The following is a 16,100-nucleotide window of genomic DNA, read 5'->3' as shown; positions in this document are numbered from 1 at the left end:
GCTCCCATGTCGGAAAATACCGTTTTCAAGTTGTTGGGCCGCCGCCTGCGCTTGGCCGTCATTGGCGGAGGGCCTGGTTCCTTCATCGGTGCCATGCACCGCCAGGCCGCCCGCTTGGATGACCGCTATGAGCTGGTGGCTGCGGCGTTGTCGTCAGACCCCGAGCGCTCCCGCATCACCGGCCAAGGTATTGGGGTGGCGCAAGACCGTTGTTACCCCAGTGGCCAGGCGCTCATTGATGCCGAAGCACAGCGCGCTGATGGCGCCGAGGTGATTGCCATCATGACCCCCAATGACAGCCACTACCAGTTCGCCATGCAGGCGCTGGAGCGCGGACTGGATGTCATATGCGACAAGCCCATGACCAACACGCTGGCTGAGGCGGAGGCGCTACACGCACGCGTCCAGGATACCGGCTTGGTATTCTGTCTGACCCACAACTACACCGGCTACCCCATGGTCCGCCAAGCCAAAGCCATGGTGATGGGCGGGGAGCTTGGCGACGTTCGACTGGTCCAGGTGGAGTACGTCCAAGGTGGCCGTGCCAAAGCCGGGCCCGGACGCCGCGCCTGGAAGGAAGACCCCGCCCGTGGTGGCCCTTCGCTGGTGCTGGGGGACATTGGTACCCATGCGCACAACCTGCTGCGATTCATCACCGGGCTCGAAGTGGCGCAGGTGGCGGCTGAGGTCGGCAGCATCGTCCCGGACCGCACCACCCATGACTATGCCGGCGCCATGCTGCGCATGAGCAATGGCGCGCGTGGCAGTTTCTGGGTTACGCAGGCGGCGGCCGGTGTAGAAAACGGCTTGCGTATTCGCGTGAGCGGTTCCAAAGGGAGCCTGGAGTGGCACCAAGAGCACCCGCAGGTGCTGCAGTTCAAGCCGCTCGATGCTCCGGCGCAGGTGCGTACCCCCAATGGCCCCGGCACGCTGCCTCTGGCTGCGCGTGCCTCGCGCATTGTGGCCGGCCACCCCGAAGGCTTCCATGAGGCATTTGCCAATTTGTATACCGATGCATCCGACGCTATTGCCGCGCGCCGCAGCGGCCAGTCTGCTGACCCCTTATCTCTCCATTTCCCCAACGCCACCGATGGCCTGCAGGGCATCCGCTTTGTAGCCGCTGCCGTGGCTTCCAGCAGCCAGCAAGGCGCTTGGACTGCCCTTTAACTATTAGCAAACACCATGACTATCTCCCAACACAACAACTTGATCAACGGTGAATGGATCGCTGGCAGCAGCTACGCTCCCAACCTCAACCCCAGCAACTTGGCAGACGTCATCGGTGAATACGCCCAGGCAGATGTCGCCCAGCTCAACGCTGCTGTGGCCGCCGCACAAAAGGCCTTCCCTGCCTGGTCCACCAGCGGTATCCAGGCCCGCGCCGATGCGCTGGACAAGATCGGCTCCGAAATCTTGGCGCGCAAGGAAGAACTTGGCACTCTGCTGGCCCGTGAAGAAGGCAAGACCCGCGCAGAAGGCATTGGCGAAGCCGCCCGTGCCGGCAACATTTTCAAGTTCTTTGCCGGCGAATGCCTGCGCCTGGCCGGTGAAACCGTGCCGTCCGTACGCCCCGGCATTGGTGTGGAAGTCACCCGCGAACCGCTGGGCGTCATTGGCCTCATCACGCCCTGGAACTTCCCCATCGCCATTCCTGCCTGGAAGATCGCCCCAGCGCTGGCCTACGGCAACTGCGTGGTCCTGAAGCCCGCCGATCTGGTGCCCGGCTGCGCCTGGGCGCTGGCTGACATCATCCACCGCAGCGGCATCCCCGCCGGTGTGTTCAACCTCGTCATGGGCCCCGGCCGCGTGATTGGTGACGCCTTGGTCAACCACCCCGGCATCACTGCCATCAGCTTCACCGGCTCGGTGGGCGTGGGCCAGCGCATTGCTGCTGCTTGTGCCGGCCACATGAAGAAGGTGCAGCTGGAAATGGGTGGCAAGAACCCCCAAGTCATCCTCGACGACGCTGATCTGAATGTGGCGGTGGAGCTCAGCGTGCAAAGCGCGTTCTATTCCACCGGCCAACGCTGCACCGCGTCCAGCCGCCTCATCGTTACCGACAAGATCTACCCCGCCTTCATCGAAGCCATGCAAAAGCGCATGGCCGCCATCAAGGTGGGCGACGCGCTGGAAGCCGGCATCGACATTGGTCCGGTGGCCTCGCAGCCCCAGCTGGAGCAAGACTTGTCGTATGTGGAAATCGGCAAGCTTGAGGGCGCCACCCTGCTCACAGGCGGTGAACGCCTGAGCCGTGGCACCGAGGGTTACTACATGGCCCCCGCCCTGCTGGTGGACAGCACCGCTGCCATGCGCATCAACCGTGAAGAAATCTTTGGCCCGGTGGCCAGCGTGATTCGCGTGAAGGACTACGAGGAAGCGCTGTTCACTGCCAACGACACGCCGTTTGGCCTGTCGGCTGGCATTGCCACTACCAGCCTCAAATACGCCACCCACTTCAAGCGCCACAGCCAGGCTGGCATGGTGATGGTGAACCTGCCCACCGCAGGTGTGGACTACCACGTGCCGTTTGGTGGCCGCAAGGGCTCCAGCTACGGCTCACGCGAACAAGGCAAGTACGCGGCCGAGTTCTTCACCACCGTCAAGACGGCTTACACGCTGGCCTGAAAAAATAAATATCGAGGAGACAGGTATGCGACCCCTACGACGGTTCTTTTTAAGTGCGGTGTTGTTGGGCTCCATGCCCTGGGCCCACGCACAAATCACTAGCAAGGGAGGGGTTGGCCTACTCATGCCAACCGTTACCTCGCAGCGTTGGGTGGTAGACGGCTTGGCCATGGTGCGCGCCATGGACAAACTGGGGTACCGCCCTGATCTCAAGTACGCCAATGACGATGTCACCACCCAGATCGCCCAAGTGGAAGAGATGATCAAGAGCAGTGACATGAAGGTGCTGGTGATTGGTGCCATTGACGGCAGCAAGCTAGCACCCGTGTTGCAAAAGGCAGCCGACAAAAAGATCAAAGTCATTGCCTATGACCGCCTGATCCGCGATACGCCCAATGTGGACTATTACGCCACCTTCGACAACTTCCAGGTTGGTGTGTTGCAGGGCACCTACATCGTGGAACACCTGGGCTTGGACAAGGGCAAGGGGCCCTTCACCATCGAATTGTTTGGTGGCTCATCCGATGACAACAACGCCTTCTTCTTTTACGACGGCGCCATGTCTGTACTCAAACCTTACATTGACAAGGGCAAACTCGTAGTGGGTTCAGGCCAGAGGGGCATGGACAAGGTGGCCACACAGCGCTGGAGCGGCTCGGTGGCGCGTGCACGCCTGACACAAATCCTGGACAAGTATTACGCCAAGCAGCGCTTGGACGCCCTGCTGTCACCGTATGACGGCATCAGTATGGAATTGCTGACCGCCATGAAAAAAGCCGGCTACGGCCAAGGTGGTCAACCCCTGCCCGTGGTGACCGGCCAGGATGCCGAAATGCCCACCGTGCGCTCCATCATCCGTGGTGAGCAAACGTCCACCGTGTTCAAGGACAACCGGGAGCTGGCCCAGGTGGTGACCACCATGGTCGATGCCTTGTTGTCCGGTAAAAAACCGCTGATCAACGACGAGAAGACCTATAACAACGGGCAAAAAGTGGTGCCCTCTTTCCTGCTCAAGCCAGTGATTGTGGATGTGAGCAACTGGCGCGCTACGTTGGTGACCTCCGGCTACTACAAGGCCGACCAATTCCGCTGAGTCACCGCCGCTATTGCAGCGGCGGCGCGCAGCGTTTGTGGGTTTGTGAGGGCAGCTCGCCAAACATGGCCTGGTAGTCCTTGGCAAAGTGGCCAAAATGCCAGAAGCCCATGTCGGTGGCTGCTTCCGTCACGGAGCTCGCGGTCTTGAGGGCCTGGCGCACAGCGCCCAGCCGTATGGCTCGCAGGTAGGCCAAGGGGCTGATGCCCAAAATACGCTGAAACGCACTTTGCAAGGTCCGCCGACTGACCCCCAAATGCTGGCATAGCTCACCCACGGTGGGGGGCTGCTGCAATTGCCCTTGCAGCAGGGCGCGGGCTTGCTGCACCAGCAGCCAATGCACATCGTGTGCAACCTCGTTGGTACAAGATGCGAGGTTCAGCGCCGCCACTTTTTCCACCAGGGTGTCCACCATGCCTGCACGCAGGGCTGGCAAGGAAAACATCGCAGGCGCGGTGTGTGCGGTTTCAAAGAGCATCAGCATGACCTGTCGCAAACCTTCCAAGGATGGTGGGTCGGTAGCCCGCAGACCTGCCTCGCTGCGTGCCAGTGCGCCATGGCCCCATGGGTACAAGGTATTGCTCAGCACGGGGTCCAGCTCCAGCCCCATCATCACGTGGTCGCTACCAGTGCGGAATTCAAACCCCGACTGGCCGGAGAACACATGCAGCGCATTGCGGTCACTTTGCACACCGCAAAACACACTGCTTCCATCGCAACGCAACGGCACGCCCAAGGCCAACACGCCCTCTTGCAGTTGACCACTCTGGTACACGGTGGACTCCAGTCCTTCCATGAACAAACGCACCGGTCCCAGATCCACGCGCTGGATGGCACCCCGAAACCCTCCGCCCGAAAGCTGTAAGTAGGACTGGTTCCACCCCGTGAGGGCAGCCGCCTGCTCGTCCACGTCGGCGTAGATGGCTGACTCGAACCCCAAGGCGCGGCCACCCGCCGCCGAGGCAGCTGGGTGGATTGCCGAAATGGGATGTTGGGACATAGGCCGAAGATTTTGCAAACAAGCGGCCAAGCGGCTTCTAGGTGTTTACACCCGGCTCCGCATACTGCCAATACGGGATAGCCGCTGGCGCGAGGCCTCTCCACAATGAATCGGCTTACTTTTGTCCAACCCAGTCAAGGAGTCGTTCATGTCAGAGCATTCGGGAGTCCAGTACACCAAGGTAGACCAAAGCTATTTCGACAAACGCGGGCTGCGCCGCTATGCCGGGGTCTGGTCCCTGTGGGCGCTGGGAGTGGGGGCCGTGATTTCGGGGCACTTTTCAGGCTGGAATCTGGGCCTGGCCAATGGCTGGGGCAGCATGTTGTTTGCCACCATCATCATCGCCATCATGTATTTGGGCTTGACCTTCTCACTGGCCGAGATGTCGCCCGCCCTGCCGCACACCGGTGGCGCCTACTCGTTTGCACGCACTGCCATGGGCCCGTGGGGCGGATTCCTGACTGGCCTGTCGGAGAACGTGGAGTACGTCATCACACCCGCGGTCATCGTGTACTTCATCAGCAGCTACATGGGCGGTATCTTTGGCACACCCACCGAATACCTGCCCCTCTGGTGGATTGGCTTTTACATCTTCTTTGTGGGGCTCAACATCGTCGGGGTGGAGCTGTCTTTCAAGGTCACCCTCGTCATCACGCTGCTGGCGCTGGCCTGCCTTGCCGTGTTCTGGGCCAGCGCCTTGCCGAATATCGACTTCAGCCGCTGGGCCATGAACGTGGGTGAGGGCGGTGCCTTGCTGGAAAACGGTAACGGCCCCTTGTTGCCCATGGGCATCACCGGGGTGTTGGCCGCCATGCCGTTTGCCGTGTGGCTGTTTCTGGCGATTGAGCAATTGCCGCTGGCGGCCGAAGAATCGGTGGACCCCAAGCGCGACATGCCGCGCGGCATCTTGGCCGGCATCTTCACGCTGATCTTCTCGGCCTTCATGGTGCTGTGGCTCAACCCCTCGATTGCTGGTATCGGTGCGCACACCCTGGCCAAATCGGGCGAACCCCTGCTGGATGGCTTCAAGGCCATCTATGGGGATGGCATTGCCAAAGTGCTGGCACTGGTGGCCGTACTGGGCCTGATTGCCAGCTTTCACACCATCATCTTTGCCAAGGGCCGCCAGATCTACTCGCTGAGCCGTGCCGGCTACTTCCCCTCGGTGCTGTCCATTACCCACGGCAGCCGCAAGACACCGCACCTGGCCATGATCCTCGGCTCGGTGGTGGCACTGGCCGTGATGTTCGTGCTGTGGTTCAGCCTGGGCTCCGACAAGGGCGCGGCCGTGATCGGCGGCACGCTGCTCAATATGGCGGTGTTTGGCGCCATGTTCTCTTACATCATGCAGGCGCTGTCCTTCATCATGCTGCGCAAGAACATGCCCAACATCCCCCGCCCCTACCGCAGCCCGCTGGGCGTGGTGGGTGCGGGGCTGACCGTGGTGATTGCGGTGGTCACCTTGTACTTCCAGCTCAGCGACCCGCTGTACCGTGACGGTGTGATGTGGGTCGCCGTCTGGTTTGCCGCCGGTATTGCCTACTTTGCCCTGGTGGGGCGCAAGCGCCTGATCCTTTCGCCTGAAGAAGAGTTCGCCATGGACATGGCCGACAAGGCACGCTCTTGAATCCACCGGAGACCAACATGGCAACACGCAAGTCTTCCGCTGGTAGCGCGCGGGCCACGTCAGTTGCGCCCCATGCAGCGCTGGCCGCAGTACAAAAATCCGGCGCCCCCAAAGTCAAGGTGGCAGTGACCGACATCGACGGCGTGCTGCGTGGCAAGTACCTGCACCGCGACAAGTTCCTCGGTGCGGCCGAGCCCTACCCGGCCGGAGGCTTTGGCTTCTGCGACGTGGTGATGGGCTGGGACATGATGGACAACTGCTACGACAACACCACCGTCACCGGCTGGCAGCACGGCTTTCCCTGATGCGCTGGCGCGGCTGGACCTGAACACGGCGCGCCATGTTCCGTGGGACGACGGTGTGCCCTTCTTCCTGGGTGAGTTTGTCAACGCCGATGGCACGCCCCACCCGCTGTGCCCGCGCCAGACCCTCAAACGCGTGTTGAAGCGCGCCGAGAAGATGGGCCTGCAGCCCATGACCGGCATGGAGTTCGAGTGGTACAACTTTCTGGAAACGCCGCAAAGCTGGGCCGACAAACAAGGCGTGGGCGCCACACCGCTCACGCCTGGCATGTTTGGCTACTCGCTCCTGCGCGCCAACCAGAATCGCCATTTCTTCAACGCCATCATGGACGACATGCTGGCCTTCAAGGTGCCCATCGAGGGCCTGCACACCGAAACCGGCCCCGGCGTATTCGAGGTCGCCATCGGCTTCTCGGAGGCGCTGGAGCAGGCCGACCGGGCCGTGCTGTTCAAGACCGGCGCCAAAGAAATCGGCGCGCGTTTTGGCATCATGCCCAGCTTCATGGCCAAGCCGCACCAGCCGCTGCCGGGCTGCAGTGGCCACATCCACCAAAGCCTGATAAAACTGGGTGATGAGGGCAAGACCAACCTGTTCTTTGATGCGAAGAACCCGCGCAAGATGAGCAAGTTGTTCGAGAGCTACCTGGCCGGACAGATCAACTGCCTGATGGAGTTTGGCCCCATGATCTGGCCCACCATCAACAGCTACAAACGCCTGGTGGACGGCTTCTGGGCGCCCGTCAAACCCACCTGGGGCATGGACAACCGCACCGCCAGCTTCCGCGTCATTGCCGGATCGCCCAAGGCCACACGCCTTGAGACGCGCTGCCCCGGTGCCGACGTGAATCCGTATCTGGCGATGGCTGCGGTGATTGCGGCCGGGCTCGATGGTGTGGAAAAAGGCCTCAAGCTCAGCACGCCACCCATCACCGGCACCAATGGCGGCGCCGAGCACGTCCCGCGTGCGCCGCGCACCCTGATAGAGACCACGCGCAATTTCAAGGAATCAGCCGTCGCACGCGACTGGCTGGGCGACACCTTTGTCGACCACTTTGCCGCCACCCGCGAATGGGAGTGGCGCCAGTGGCTGGACGCCGTGACCGACTGGGAAATGAAACGTTACTTCGAAATCATCTAGAGGCCACCATGAGCATCACCTCCTTCTCCTTCCCTACGCCCATCAAGTTTGGTGCCGGCGCCCGCAAGCTTGTCGCCCAGCACTTGAAGGACCTGGGCCTGAAGCGCCCGCTGATCGTTACCGACAAAGCCTTGGGCGCCCTGCCCGTGCAGGCCGAGTTCCAGACCCATTTGGCGGGGCTGGACGTGGCTGTGTTCTCTGGCGTGTTTGGCAATCCTACCTGCAGCCAGGTGATGGACGGTGCAGCCGCCTACAAGGCGCACAAGGCGGACTGTGTGATCGGTTTTGGCGGCGGTGCCGCGCTGGACGTGGCCAAGGTCGTGGGCCTGGCCGCCACGCACCCGGGCGACATTCTGGAATACGTGTGGGACCACCCGCAGGTGCGCCCCATCGTGAACGAGCTGCCCTACTTTGTGGCACTGCCCACCACCTCGGGCACCGGCTCGGAGGTGGGTCGCTCCAGCGTGGTGAGCGAAAACGACACGCACTTGAAACGCGTGGTCTTCAGTCCGAAAATCTTGGCCAAGACGGTGTTTGCCGACCCTGAGCTCACGCTGGGTCTGCCTGCACACGTGACCGCCGCTACCGGTATGGACGCCCTGACCCACAACATCGAGAGCTACCTCTCGCCCGCCTACCACCCGCTGTGCGATGGCATTGCGCTGGAGGGTACGCGCATTGCTGCTGCCGCGCTGGTCACGGCGGTCAAAGACCCCGGCAACCTGTCCGCGCGCTCCGACATGATGATGTCGTCCATGATGGGCGCCATCGCCTTCCAGAAAGACCTGGGCGCTGTGCACTCCTGCGCCCATGCGCTGGGCGCCGTGTGTGACCTGCACCACGGCCTGGCCAACGCGCTGATGATCGACACCGTGATAGCCTGGAACCTGGAAGCCGCGCCCGCCAAGTTTGACGAGCTGGCCCATGTGTGCGGCGTGGCCGGTGGTGGCAAGGCCTTGGTGCCTTGGCTCAAAACCTTGAAGGCCAGCGTGGGCATCACCGGGTCGCTGGCAAGCCACGGCGTCAAGCCTGAACATCTGCCGCGCCTGGTGCAGGTGGCCACGGCCGACATCTGCCACCAGACCAACCCCCGCCCTTGCACGGCGGCCGACTTTGAGCGCCTGTTCAAGGCTGCCATGTGATGCACAAGGCCGGGGAACGTCTCAAGATTGCCGTGAGTGCATGCTTCATGCACCCTGACCCGGCGCGTGCCGCGTTTGCCAAGAAGACGCTCAACTACGTGGAGCAGTCGGTACCGCACTGGCTCATGTCCGGTGGCGCGCTGCCGGTCATGGTGCCGTCGCCCACGGGCGACACGGCGCGCGGCAGCGTCACGCTGGACGACTACGCGCAGTGGCTCGATGGTTTGGTCTTGCATGGTGGCGCCGACCTGTGGCCGGGCAGCTATGGCGAGGCCCCCATCGACCCGTGCTGGCAGGGCGACAAGGTGCGTGACGCGTATGAGATGGCGCTGGTCAAGGCCTTTGTGGCGGCGGGCAAGCCGGTGTTTGGCATCTGCCGCGGCTTGCAGCTCATCAACGCCACCTATGGCGGAACCTTGGTGCAGGACATCCCCACCCAGCGCCCCCAGGCCCTGCAGCACCGCGATGCCGACCGTTACGACCACAACTTCCACCAGCTCGAATTAGTGCCAAAAACCCGCCTCAGCGCGCTACTGGATTGCGCGAGCAGCTACAAAATTAATAGCGTGCACCACCAGTGCATCAAAGACCTGGCGCCCGGCTTTGAGGTGGAAGCGCGTTGCCCGGACGACGGCACCATTGAAGCCATCCGCGCCACCGGCACCGACTGGATCGCCGCCGTGCAGTGGCACCCCGAGTTCCACAAACCCGAGCACGGCACGCTGGACGACACGCCGCTCTTGCACGACTTTCTGGCCCAGGCGCACGCGGCGCGCGTGGCGGCCAGCCCAACCCTTTCTCCTGAACTTTGAGTACCACCATGAGCCAACTCGCCATCCACAACCCGGCCACCGGCCACCTCATCACCACCCTGGGCGCCGACGATGCCAGCACCGTGGCCGCCAAAGCTGCGCGCGCGCGCGCGGCCCAGCATGCCTGGGCCGCCACGCCACTGGCCGAGCGCAAGGCTTGCATCACGGCTTTTCGAGCCGGGGTGGTGCACGACCTCGAGTCCCTGGCCTTCACCATGACGCGCGAGACCGGCAAGCCCATCAAGATGTCGCGCAACGAACTCAATGGCTTGCTCGGTCGCATCGACTTCTTCCTGGCCGAGGCCGACGCCACGCTAGCCACCCAGACCGTGTTTGCCGACGGTGGCATGACCGAACAGATCCAGCACACGCCGCTGGGCGTGGTGGCCAACATCTCGGCCTGGAACTACCCCTGGTTTGTCGGCTGCAACGTGATCGTGCCCGCGCTGCTGACCGGCAATACCGTGCTCTACAAACCCTCGGAGTACGCCACCCTCACGGGCCTGGAAATCACCCGCCTGCTGCACAAAGCCGGTGTGCCCGAAGACGTGATGATTTGCCTGGTGGGCGGCGGTGCCGTGGGCGCCGCGCTCTTGGAGCAAAAGGTGGACGGTGTGTTCTTCACGGGCTCTTACGCCACCGGCGCGCGCATTGCGCAAACGGTGGGCAGCAAGTTCGTGAAGCTGCAGCTGGAGCTGGGTGGCAAGGACCCCACCTATGTGTGCGACGACGCCAATGTGCAAGTGGCCGCCGAGAGCCTGGCCGATGGCGCCATGTACAACACCGGCCAGAGCTGCTGCTCGGTGGAGCGGGTCTATGTGCACGAGAAGGTGTACGACCAGTTTGTGCAGGCCTTTGTCGCCACCGTCAAATCCTTCAAGACCGGTGACCCGGTGGCCGAGGACACCTACATCGGCGCCATCACCCGCGCCCCGCAGCTCGATGTGCTGCAGGCCCAGGTGGACGACGCCAAGGCCAAGGGCGCCACCCTGCACACCGGTGGCCACCGCGGCACCGGCGAAGGCAACTGGTTTGAACCTACCGTGTTCTCGGACGTGAACCACAGCATGGAAATCATGCGCGAAGAAAGTTTTGGCCCGGTCATTGGCATCCAAAAAGTGGGCAGCGATGCCGAGGCCGTGAAGCTGATGAACGACACGCGCTACGGCCTGACCGCCGGTGTATTCACGCCCAACGAGGCACGGGCCAAGGCGGTGCTGGAACAGGTGAACGCGGGCACGGTGTACTGGAACTGCTGTGACCGCGTGAGCCCGCGCCTGCCCTGGAGCGGCCATGGCGACTCGGGCGTGGGTCTTACGCTGTCCACCTACGGCATCCAGACCTTCACGCGGCCCAAGGCCTGGCATCTGCGCAAGGCCTGAGCCCCGCAGGCAGACCAGACGCTCAGCGCTCCTGCGGGGCGTCTGAGCGCTTGAGCAGGGTGAGCGCCAGCAACGCTGACGCCACCATGAGGAAGAGGCTCACCGCATTGAGCACCGGGGTAGCGCCTTCGCGCATGCGGCCGTACATCATCACCGTCAGTGGCGCGTCGGAGCCCACCAGCATCAAGGTGGTGTTGAAGTTCTCAAACGACATGAGAAACGAAATGGCCGCTGCGCCAATCAGCGCAGGCTTCAGGTAGGGCAGCGTGATGGTGGTGAGCACCGCAAAACGCGAGGCACCCAGGTTGTAAGCCGCTTCTTCCAGCGTGATGTCAAAGCGTTTGAGCCGGGCCGAGATGGTGAGCGTGGCGATGGACGCGATGTAGGCAAACTGCCCCAGCACCACCAGCGGCAGGCCGGGCCGCAAAAACTCCAGCTCCAGGCCCCACAGGTCATCCGCCAGGTTGGCCACACGGCTGGCCAGTGCCAGGATGGAGATGCCCAAGATGACCCCCGGAATCACCAGCGGCGCCAGCATCAGCATGCTCAGTGCCTGCTTGCCACGGAACTGCGTGCGCTCGATCAAAAATGCATTGGCGGTACCCACCAGCACCGACAGCAGCGTCACCCAGCACGCCACCACCACGCTGGTCCACAGGCTGCCCAAGAGTGCGGTGTCGGCAAACAGGCCACGGCGCGGGCCGTCTGCGCCGCCTAAAAACCAGTCCAACGTAAAGCCGTTCCACGGCGGGGCCGGGTAGGGCGCATCGTTAAACGCAAACACCGCCACCACAGCCAGCGGTAAAAACAGAAAGGCAAAGAACAGCACACCGTAGACCACGGTGCTGGCGCGCAGCCAGGCAGGGCGGGGGAGGGATGGGATCATGAGCGTTGCATCACTTCGCCAAACTTCTGGCCCGAGAGCTTGAGCCCCAGCCACACCAGGCCCGTGCTCAGCGCCAGCAGCAGGAAGCCAAAGGCGGCGCCCTGTTCCCAGTTGAATCGGGTGATGAACTGGGTGTAGATCTGCTCGGTGAACCAGAGGGAGTTTTTGCCACCCAACAGTGTGGGCGTGAGGTAGTTGCCCAGCGTGAGCATGAACACCACAATGCAGCCCGCCACCATGCCCGGCGCGGCGTGCGGAATGATGATGTGCCGCAGGATGGACCAGCCATTGCCGCCCAGGTCGTAGGCCGCCTCAATCAAGGAGTCGTCCAGGCTCTCCAGCGCGCTGATCAGCGGAATCACCATGAACAGCATGCTGGTGTAGACCAGGCCAACGAGGATGGTCGCGTCGTGGTACAGCATCTCCACCGGCGCGGGCGTCACGCCCAGCCACACCAGAATGCCGGGTAACACGCCCGATTCGCGCAGCAGAATCATCCAGCCCAGCGTGCGCACCGTTTCGCTCACCCAAAACGGAATCAGGCACAGCACAAACAGCAGCGCCTTGCTGCGGCCGCGCGCAATCTTGGCAATCGTCCAGGCAATCGGAAACGCCATCAGCAGCGTGATGGCGGTGGCAATGAGTGACATGACCGCCGTGCGCACAAAGGTGCGCCAGTAGAGCGGCTCGTCAATAAAGGTGAGGTACTGCGCCAGGCTGGGCTCGTAGACCCGGGGTGCGATCCGTGCGCGTAGCGACAGCACCGCCAGTTCTGCGTGCGGCAGGATGATCAGCCCCAGCAGCCAGAGCAGGGCAGGCGCCAGCAGCAGCATGCCCAGCAGCCGGGCCATGGTGCTGCGTGGCACGCCTTCAGCCAGCATGGGCCTGCGCCGGTGCGGCAAAGCACACGGCGCGCTGCGGGTCAAAGCCAAACACCACGTCCTCACCGGCACGCAGGTCGGCAAACTGGCCGGTTTGTGGCAACGCAATGCGGAACTCAGCGCCGCTGTGCTTTTCGCGCAGCAGCACGGCCGAGTTGGCGCCATCAAACAGCAGGCTCTCCACCACGCCGGTGAAGTGCGGCATGCCGGTTGCTATGAATTCAGTAGCTGCTCGCGCAAGTCTGGCAACCTCGGGGCGCACAAAAGCCTCTACGGCATCACCCGCCTTGATGTGGGCATGGCCATGCGCCGCCCGCGCATGCAGGGCCAGTCCGCTGGCCGTGCTCACCTGCACCACATCGCCTTGCACGCCCACGGCCTTGCCCACCAGGCGGTTGTTGGCACCCACAAAGCCCGCCACAAACGGCGTATGTGGCTCGTAGTACAGCGCCTGCGGTGTGCCCAGCTGCTCAAAGCGGCCATGGTTCATCACCGCCACATGGTCCGACAGCACCAAGGCCTCGGACTGGTCGTGCGTGATGTAAACAAAGGTGGTGCCAAAGGCGGCTTGCAGCTGCTTGAGCTCGATCTTCATGTGCTCGCGCAGCTTCAGGTCCAGCGCGCCCAGCGGTTCGTCCAGCAACAAGAGCGTGGGCTCCAGCACCAGACTGCGCGCAATGGCCACGCGCTGCTTTTGCCCGCCGGAGAGCTGGTCCACCCGCTTGGCCTGCGCACCGGGCAGGCTCACGCGTTCCAGCATCTCGCCCACGCGGCGCTTGATCTCGTCAGCCGCCACACCGCGGCGCGCCAGGCCGTAGCCCACGTTCTCGCCCACCGTCATCATGGGGAACAGCGCCAGGTGCTGGAACACCATGTTCACCGGCCGCTGGTTGGGCGGCACACCGTTCATGGGTTTGCCGCCAATGCGGATCTCGCCTGCATCGGGTTGGATAAAGCCCGCCACCATGCGCAACAGCGTGGTCTTGCCGCAGCCAGACGGGCCCAAAATAGAAAAGAACGACCCGCGTTGCACGGTGAACGACAGGTCGTCCACCGCCGCAAACGCGCCGTAGCGTTTGGCTACGCCTACGGCTTCAAGGTCAATGGTGGCGGCGCTCAACGCTACCGCTTAGTTGGCAGCTTTGATGCGGTCGAGCACGCGACCTTCGATCTCTTCAATGCCAGCGGGCACAGCGGGGTACCACTTGATGTTCTTCAGCGCCGCTTCGGGGAAGCTGGCGGCAAACTGGGCCTTGAGCTTGGCGTCCATCATCTGGTCTGCACCCTTGGAGGCAGTGAAGTTGCCAGCCGAGCCAGCCACCTTGGCAGCAATTTCGGGGCGCATGTTGAAGTTGATCCAGGCGTAGGCTGCCGCGTCGTTCTTGCCCTTGGCAGGGATGGCGAAGGTATCAATCCAGCCCATGGCGCCCGCCTTGGGGGCGATGAACTGGATCTCGGCCTTCTCGCCGTTGAGCTTCCAGCCACCGGTGTCCCACATCATGGCGCCCACGATTTCACCGGCGCGCATGCCGTTGAGCAGCTGGTCCTTGTTGTCCCAGTAGAACTTCACGTTGGGCTTGCAGGCAATCATGGTCTTGCCCACCTCATCCATCAGCGCGCCATAGGCCTTGGCATCGTTGTAGAGGGCAAAGGGGTTCTTGCCAGCCGCAAATGCAAATGCCAGCAGCGTGGGGCGCTTCAGGCGGTAGGCCACCTTGCCTTTGTAGTCGGCCTTGCACAGGTCGGTGTAGTCGGCCATTTGGGCCAGCTTGGTGTTTACTACCAGGCCATCGGTGCCCCAGATGTGGGGCAGGCCGTAGACCTTGCCATCCACTGTGGTGTTGCCCTTGGTAGCGTCCAGCATGGAGGGGATGAACAGCTCGCTCTTGAGCTTGCTCAGGTCCAGCGGCTTGTAGATGCCAAATTCTTTTTGCGGGCCGGCAATGCGGTCTTGCGAAGGCTGGGCCAGGTCAAAGCCAGCGCCGCCCGTGGCGCGCAGCTTGGAAATCATTTCTTCGTTGTTGGACAAAGTCAGCTCGACCTTGTAGCCGGTTTCCTTTTCAAACTGTGCCACCACTGCAGCGGGTGCGTAGTCGGCCCAGGTCAGCAAACGCAGGGTTTTTTCTTGGGCCATGGCAGAACCGCCGAACACCAGAGTCACGACGGCAGCAGCAATAGAAGCACGTTTGAAAGTCATGGAATCGTCCTTGAAGTGGATGGAAGTTTTGGCCAGAAGTGGCCAAACCCTTCGGAGATTAAGACAGCAAGGTGTCAGTTATATGTCAAGCCATGCACCCGCACAAGCCTGATTTCCACAGGGGTACCAGGCGCACCAATGCGGGCTGCTATCGTTACGGCTTGAGCCCAACATGGGGCGCGTTTTGTTCAAAGGAGTGCGTGATGGCAATGGATGTGGTGGACTACGAAATCTTTGGTTCCGAGATGCAATACGTCGAGGTGGAGCTCGACCCTGGCGAGGCCGCCATCGGCGAAGCAGGCGTGATGATGTACATGCAAGAAGGCATCACCATGGACACCATCTTTGGTGATGGTTCGCAACAAGGCGGCTTCTTTGGCAAGCTCATGGGCGCGGGCAAACGCTTGCTCACCGGCGAAGGCCTGTTCACCACCGTGTTCCAGAACAGCGGTGCGGGCAAGCAGCGTGTGGCCTTTGCTGCGCCCTACCCCGGCAAGATCGTGCCCATGGACCTGAGCCAGCTGGGCGGCACCATCATTTGCCAGAAAGACTCTTTCTTGTGTGCGGCCAAGGGCGTGTCACTGGGCATTGCATTCCAGAAGAAGCTGGGTGTGGGGCTGTTTGGGGGCGAAGGCTTCATCATGCAAAAGCTCGACGGTGATGGCATGGCCTTTGTGCACGCCGGTGGCACGCTGATGGAGCGCACCCTGGCCCCCGGCGAAACGCTGCGCGTGGACACCGGCTGCGTGGTGGCCTTCCAGCCCACGGTGGACTTTGACATCCAGTTTGTGGGCAAGATCAAGTCCGCCATCTTTGGTGGCGAAGGCCTGTTCTTTGCCACGCTGCGTGGCCCCGGCAAGGTCTGGCTGCAAAGCCTGCCGCTGTCGCGCCTGGCCAACCGCATCATCCTGTCGGCCCCGGCCGCAGGTGGCCGCTCGGCAGACCAGGGCTCGCTCTTGGGCGCCGGGGTGCTGGGTGGGCTCATTGGCGGCGGCCGCGACGACTGAGCGCACGC

General features: G+C 62.7%; 15 protein-coding genes. 10 read left to right on the top strand and 5 right to left on the bottom strand.

The features are described 5' to 3' along the window. Positions 1-6 precede the first annotated feature (6 nt). Genes U5O12_RS15915 through chvE form a run of 3 tightly spaced genes read left to right on the top strand, consistent with a single transcriptional unit; the run spans position 7 to position 3,718 of the window. Positions 7-1,167, top strand: a complete 1,161-nt coding sequence (locus tag U5O12_RS15915) for a Gfo/Idh/MocA family oxidoreductase (RefSeq protein ID WP_322579583.1) — start codon at positions 7-9, stop codon at positions 1,165-1,167. Positions 1,168-1,188: 21 nt separating this feature from the next. Continuing rightward, a complete protein-coding gene (locus U5O12_RS15910) occupies positions 1,189-2,625 on the top strand; it encodes an aldehyde dehydrogenase family protein (RefSeq protein WP_322579678.1) in 1,437 nt (478 codons plus the stop codon). A gap of 25 nt (positions 2,626-2,650) precedes the next feature. Next, a complete protein-coding gene (gene chvE / locus U5O12_RS15905; protein WP_322579582.1) occupies positions 2,651-3,718 on the top strand; it encodes a multiple monosaccharide ABC transporter substrate-binding protein in 1,068 nt (355 codons plus the stop codon). 10 nt (positions 3,719-3,728) lie between these two features. On the opposite strand, the gene U5O12_RS15900 is transcribed toward chvE, so the two are convergent. After that, on the bottom strand, positions 3,729-4,718 hold the full coding sequence (locus U5O12_RS15900; protein ID WP_322579581.1) for a helix-turn-helix domain-containing protein: 990 nt from the start codon (positions 4,716-4,718) through the stop codon (positions 3,729-3,731). A 148-nt stretch (positions 4,719-4,866) separates the two neighbouring features. Between U5O12_RS15900 and U5O12_RS15895 the strand changes: the two genes are divergently transcribed. From U5O12_RS15895 to U5O12_RS15870, 6 genes are read left to right on the top strand one after another with little or no spacing between them, the layout of a single operon-like run. After that, positions 4,867-6,345 (top strand): amino acid permease, encoded by a 1,479-nt coding sequence (locus tag U5O12_RS15895; RefSeq protein WP_322579580.1) that lies wholly within the window; start codon positions 4,867-4,869, stop codon positions 6,343-6,345. Positions 6,346-6,362: 17 nt separating this feature from the next. After that, entirely contained in the window at positions 6,363-6,650 is a 288-nt protein-coding gene (locus tag U5O12_RS15890; RefSeq protein WP_322579579.1) for a hypothetical protein, read from the top strand. Positions 6,651-6,705: 55 nt separating this feature from the next. Continuing rightward, entirely contained in the window at positions 6,706-7,785 is a 1,080-nt protein-coding gene (locus U5O12_RS15885) for a glutamine synthetase (protein ID WP_322579578.1), read from the top strand. Between the two features lie 8 nt (positions 7,786-7,793). After that, positions 7,794-8,927 (top strand): iron-containing alcohol dehydrogenase, encoded by a 1,134-nt coding sequence (locus U5O12_RS15880; RefSeq protein WP_322579577.1) that lies wholly within the window; start codon positions 7,794-7,796, stop codon positions 8,925-8,927. Then, a complete protein-coding gene (locus U5O12_RS15875) occupies positions 8,927-9,739 on the top strand; it encodes a type 1 glutamine amidotransferase (RefSeq protein WP_322579677.1) in 813 nt (270 codons plus the stop codon). Before U5O12_RS15880 ends, U5O12_RS15875 begins: the two co-directional genes overlap by 1 nt. Positions 9,740-9,747: 8 nt before the next feature. Continuing rightward, the gene (locus U5O12_RS15870; RefSeq protein ID WP_322579576.1) at positions 9,748-11,121 is read left to right on the top strand and encodes an aldehyde dehydrogenase family protein; all 1,374 of its coding nucleotides are present in this window, start codon (positions 9,748-9,750) and stop codon (positions 11,119-11,121) included. A 22-nt stretch (positions 11,122-11,143) separates the two neighbouring features. On the opposite strand, the gene U5O12_RS15865 is transcribed toward U5O12_RS15870, so the two are convergent. The 4 genes from U5O12_RS15865 to U5O12_RS15850 are packed head-to-tail and all read right to left on the bottom strand — an operon-like array spanning position 11,144 to position 15,085. Beyond that, positions 11,144-12,007: an ABC transporter permease gene (locus tag U5O12_RS15865; protein ID WP_322579575.1), complete on the bottom strand. Its 864-nt coding sequence runs from the start codon at positions 12,005-12,007 to the stop codon at positions 11,144-11,146. Continuing rightward, on the bottom strand, positions 12,004-12,888 hold the full coding sequence (locus U5O12_RS15860) for an ABC transporter permease (RefSeq protein ID WP_322579574.1): 885 nt from the start codon (positions 12,886-12,888) through the stop codon (positions 12,004-12,006). Before U5O12_RS15860 ends, U5O12_RS15865 begins: the two co-directional genes overlap by 4 nt. Continuing rightward, entirely contained in the window at positions 12,878-14,008 is a 1,131-nt protein-coding gene (locus U5O12_RS15855) for an ABC transporter ATP-binding protein (RefSeq protein ID WP_322579573.1), read from the bottom strand. Before U5O12_RS15855 ends, U5O12_RS15860 begins: the two co-directional genes overlap by 11 nt. A gap of 9 nt (positions 14,009-14,017) precedes the next feature. Next, positions 14,018-15,085 (bottom strand): extracellular solute-binding protein, encoded by a 1,068-nt coding sequence (locus tag U5O12_RS15850; RefSeq protein ID WP_322579572.1) that lies wholly within the window; start codon positions 15,083-15,085, stop codon positions 14,018-14,020. Positions 15,086-15,288: 203 nt separating this feature from the next. Here U5O12_RS15850 and U5O12_RS15845 point away from each other — a divergent pair, with 203 nt between their 5' ends. Then, complete coding sequence (locus U5O12_RS15845; RefSeq protein WP_322579571.1) at positions 15,289-16,092, top strand: TIGR00266 family protein; 804 nt, start codon at positions 15,289-15,291, stop codon at positions 16,090-16,092. The last annotated feature ends 8 nt before the right edge of the window (positions 16,093-16,100 follow it).

This window comes from Rhodoferax sp. (genome assembly GCF_034519335.1).
Taxonomy (GTDB): Bacteria; Pseudomonadota; Gammaproteobacteria; order Burkholderiales; family Burkholderiaceae_C; genus Allorhodoferax.
The sequence above is the reverse complement of the archived record's forward strand: the minus strand, read 5'-3'. Positions and strand labels throughout refer to the sequence as shown.

Excerpts from the sequence above, each read along its gene's own strand:
- U5O12_RS15860 (WP_322579574.1), bottom strand. The coding sequence starts at position 12,888 with ATGCTGGCTGAAGGCGTGCCACGCAGCACCATGGCCCGGCTGCTGGGC.
- U5O12_RS15880 (WP_322579577.1), top strand. The coding sequence starts at position 7,794 with ATGAGCATCACCTCCTTCTCCTTCCCTACGCCCATCAAGTTTGGTGCC.
- U5O12_RS15890 (WP_322579579.1), top strand. The coding sequence starts at position 6,363 with ATGGCAACACGCAAGTCTTCCGCTGGTAGCGCGCGGGCCACGTCAGTT.
- U5O12_RS15875 (WP_322579677.1), top strand. The coding sequence starts at position 8,927 with ATGCACAAGGCCGGGGAACGTCTCAAGATTGCCGTGAGTGCATGCTTC.
- chvE (WP_322579582.1), top strand. The coding sequence starts at position 2,651 with ATGCGACCCCTACGACGGTTCTTTTTAAGTGCGGTGTTGTTGGGCTCC.
- U5O12_RS15895 (WP_322579580.1), top strand. The coding sequence starts at position 4,867 with ATGTCAGAGCATTCGGGAGTCCAGTACACCAAGGTAGACCAAAGCTAT.
- U5O12_RS15870 (WP_322579576.1), top strand. The coding sequence starts at position 9,748 with ATGAGCCAACTCGCCATCCACAACCCGGCCACCGGCCACCTCATCACC.
- U5O12_RS15915 (WP_322579583.1), top strand. The coding sequence starts at position 7 with ATGTCGGAAAATACCGTTTTCAAGTTGTTGGGCCGCCGCCTGCGCTTG.
- U5O12_RS15850 (WP_322579572.1), bottom strand. The coding sequence starts at position 15,085 with ATGACTTTCAAACGTGCTTCTATTGCTGCTGCCGTCGTGACTCTGGTG.
- U5O12_RS15865 (WP_322579575.1), bottom strand. The coding sequence starts at position 12,007 with ATGATCCCATCCCTCCCCCGCCCTGCCTGGCTGCGCGCCAGCACCGTG.
- U5O12_RS15845 (WP_322579571.1), top strand. The coding sequence starts at position 15,289 with ATGGCAATGGATGTGGTGGACTACGAAATCTTTGGTTCCGAGATGCAA.
- U5O12_RS15900 (WP_322579581.1), bottom strand. The coding sequence starts at position 4,718 with ATGTCCCAACATCCCATTTCGGCAATCCACCCAGCTGCCTCGGCGGCG.